The following is a 2,720-nucleotide window of genomic DNA, read 5'->3' as shown; positions in this document are numbered from 1 at the left end:
TATAGTGATGAATTTTTGGGCGCCTTCACCATCGCGTACAATCTGCTTGGCTAGATCAATCATAACTAGGTCAAAAGCATCACATAGACGGTCGAAATCAGCATGTGTTTCATGGGTTATTTCATCATTGCCTGCATAGCCGGTGGCGATGGCAAATACGCTGTCATTTGTTGATGTGTCGCTATCAACGGTTATGGCGTTGAAGCTTTTGGCATTTGCGCGGCTGAGCATCTGGTACAACATATCAGAGCTAACCGCCGCATCAGTTGCGACATAACCCAACATTGTGGCCATGTTGGGTGCAATCATGCCGGAACCTTTGGCAATGCCGCAAATGGTGACCATTTTGCCATCAAGCTGGCAAGTGGTGGTTGCGCCTTTTGCAAAGGTATCGGTGGTCATAATGGCCTTGGCGGCGTCATGCCAGCTAGTTGATTGATGCGCTAGCAGATGTGGGATCTGGGCGGCCAGACAGTCAGTATCAAGGGGCTCGCCAATAACGCCAGTTGAAGCCAGTAAAATAGCATCTATGTCGATATTACCAGCGTTTGCCAGCGCATCAGCGGTTGCCATGGTAGCTTGATGTCCTTTGCTGCCAGTAAAGGCATTGGCATTACCTGCATTTGTCAGAATTGCCGCTGGGCGGGACTGACAGGTGCCTTTAGCCAGACGCGCCTGACTCCATTGAACTGGGGCGGCGGCTGTATCGCTCTGGGTAAAAAGACCTGCAAAATGGCTTTCCGGTGCGCCGCGCATCAAAAACATATCATCACGCCCCTGATATTTCATGCCACTGGCGGCGGTTGCCAGCGACAAGCCACCGATATGCGGCATGTCTGGAAAGCTGTCAGGTGCCAATGGTGAAATGGACATGCAGAACCGCCTTTGATATTACGCGCCAGCTTGGACGCGCCCAGATTTTGTTACTGTGCTTTTGCCTGCACTTCGGTGCGCACATCTTCAAAACTACGTAGTTCGATTTTCTGATCGGCACGTAATCCTTCGATGACCCGGCCAAGATGCTGGCGTGACAGGCTGTTGACAAGTTGATCACGCATATCGTCGAAAGACGGCGCAGGTTTGACAGCTTTTTCGCTAACCTTGATGACATGCCAGCCAAACTGGGTCTGCACTGGCTTTGCCGAAAAACTGCCAGCAGGAAGCGCGAAAGCAGCGGTTTCAAAAGCGGGTACCATCTGGCCACGGCCAAAGGTGCCAAGCTCGCCACCATTCGGGCCGCTTGGGCCCGTTGATTTTTCTTTCGCAATTTCGGCAAAGTCAGCACCATCATTCAGGTCTTTGATAATAGCGACAGCCTCATCTTCCGCCGCAACCAAAATATGTGATGCGGTAATCTGTTCACGCGAGGCTTCATCAGCCACAAATGTATCATAGGCCTGTTGCAAGGCTTCATCTGTCATCTTCTCACGCACGGTTACGGCCAGCCACGCCTCAGCCAAAATGCGCTCGGAAGCCAGTTTCATGGCGTCTTGCACAAGCGGGTCATCGGCAAGCTTTGCAGCTTCACCAGCTTTTGCCGCCAGTTTGGTATCGATGATGTCGGCAACAATATCGCCAAAATAATCCTGCATCGGCTTGTTGCGGTATTCTGGTGGCAACCCCTCGGCAGCCTGCATCACCTGATCGAGCCAGATTGTTTCACCATTGACGCTGGCAACTGAAACACGGTTTTCAGCATGCGCTATATTGGCTAGAATAATCATTGAAATTGTACAAAATGAACGGAGAATAACTTGCATTGAAAAGACCTTCTGAGTGTTTTTTTAAACTTGTGGCTAGTAGCTTCTATAAACTTGGGATGTCGCAACCACATATAACTTTTCAAACTGTGCGGTTGGGCTCGTATAAAGAGTGTTACCCAAGGCAAGAAGATACTGCAAGCATAGCTTTACAGGCACAAGATTCTTGTTGATCTATAACAGGCGTTCTGATTGACAAAACGGCTGTCTATGCCTATGTCCATGAGAGTGCGAATGAGCCTGTTTGAGGTCTCGTGCCTATTTTAGAACAGCCGCTTGGCTGGAGGATTTTAGATGTTAGGTTCATTGGCAAAAAGCCTGTTTGGTAACTCGAATGATCGCGCGGTGAAACGATTTATGCCGCAGATCGACGCGATTAATGCACTTGAGGCAACCTATGAAGGTCTGGACGATACTGGCCTGAAAACAAAAGCGGATGAATTGCGCACGCGTGTCGATGGCGGTGCCGATAAAGATAACATGCTTGCCGAGGCTTTTGCGCTGGTTCGCGAAGCTGCAAAACGTGCGCTTGGGCAACGTCATTTTGATGTGCAGCTTATGGGTGGTATGGCATTGCATAGCGGCCAGATTGCTGAGATGAAAACTGGCGAAGGCAAAACACTTGTGGCAACCTTGGCGTCATTTTTGAATGCGCTTGATGGTAAGGGCGTGCATGTAGTGACTGTGAATGATTATCTGGCCTCACGTGATGCTGCCTGGATGGGCAAGGTTTATGAAAAGCTAGGTCTTAGCGTTGGCTGTATTGTTGCCGGTATGGATGATGATGCCCGCCGCGCTGCCTATCATGCAGACATAACCTATGGCACCAATAACGAATTTGGGTTTGATTATCTGCGCGATAATATGAAATTTCGGCTTGAAGATATGGTGCAACGTGACCACCATTTTGCAATTGTTGATGAGGTGGATTCGATCCTTATTGACGAAGCCCGTACCCCT

The 2,720-nt window shown here is 49.6% G+C and carries 3 protein-coding genes; 1 reads left to right on the top strand and 2 read right to left on the bottom strand.

Annotation, left to right across the window (positions count from 1 at the left end; all coding sequences use genetic code 11):
* On the bottom strand, positions 1-873 hold an 873-nt coding region (locus tag ABNT28_RS10750), incomplete at its 3' end, for a bifunctional ornithine acetyltransferase/N-acetylglutamate synthase (protein ID WP_348721591.1).
* A 50-nt stretch (positions 874-923) separates the two neighbouring features.
* A complete protein-coding gene (locus tag ABNT28_RS10745; protein ID WP_332925258.1) occupies positions 924-1,760 on the bottom strand; it encodes a peptidylprolyl isomerase in 837 nt (278 codons plus the stop codon).
* Positions 1,761-2,054: 294 nt separating this feature from the next.
* Between ABNT28_RS10745 and ABNT28_RS10740 the strand changes: the two genes are divergently transcribed.
* Positions 2,055-2,720 (top strand): DEAD/DEAH box helicase (locus tag ABNT28_RS10740; RefSeq protein WP_348721590.1); only part of this gene is annotated, 666 nt, incomplete at its 3' end.

Source organism: uncultured Candidatus Puniceispirillum sp., assembly GCF_963979125.1.
In the GTDB taxonomy this organism is placed as follows: Bacteria; Pseudomonadota; Alphaproteobacteria; order Puniceispirillales; family Puniceispirillaceae; genus Puniceispirillum.
Note: the sequence above shows the minus strand (reverse complement) of the source record. Positions and strands in the feature narration are given on the sequence as shown.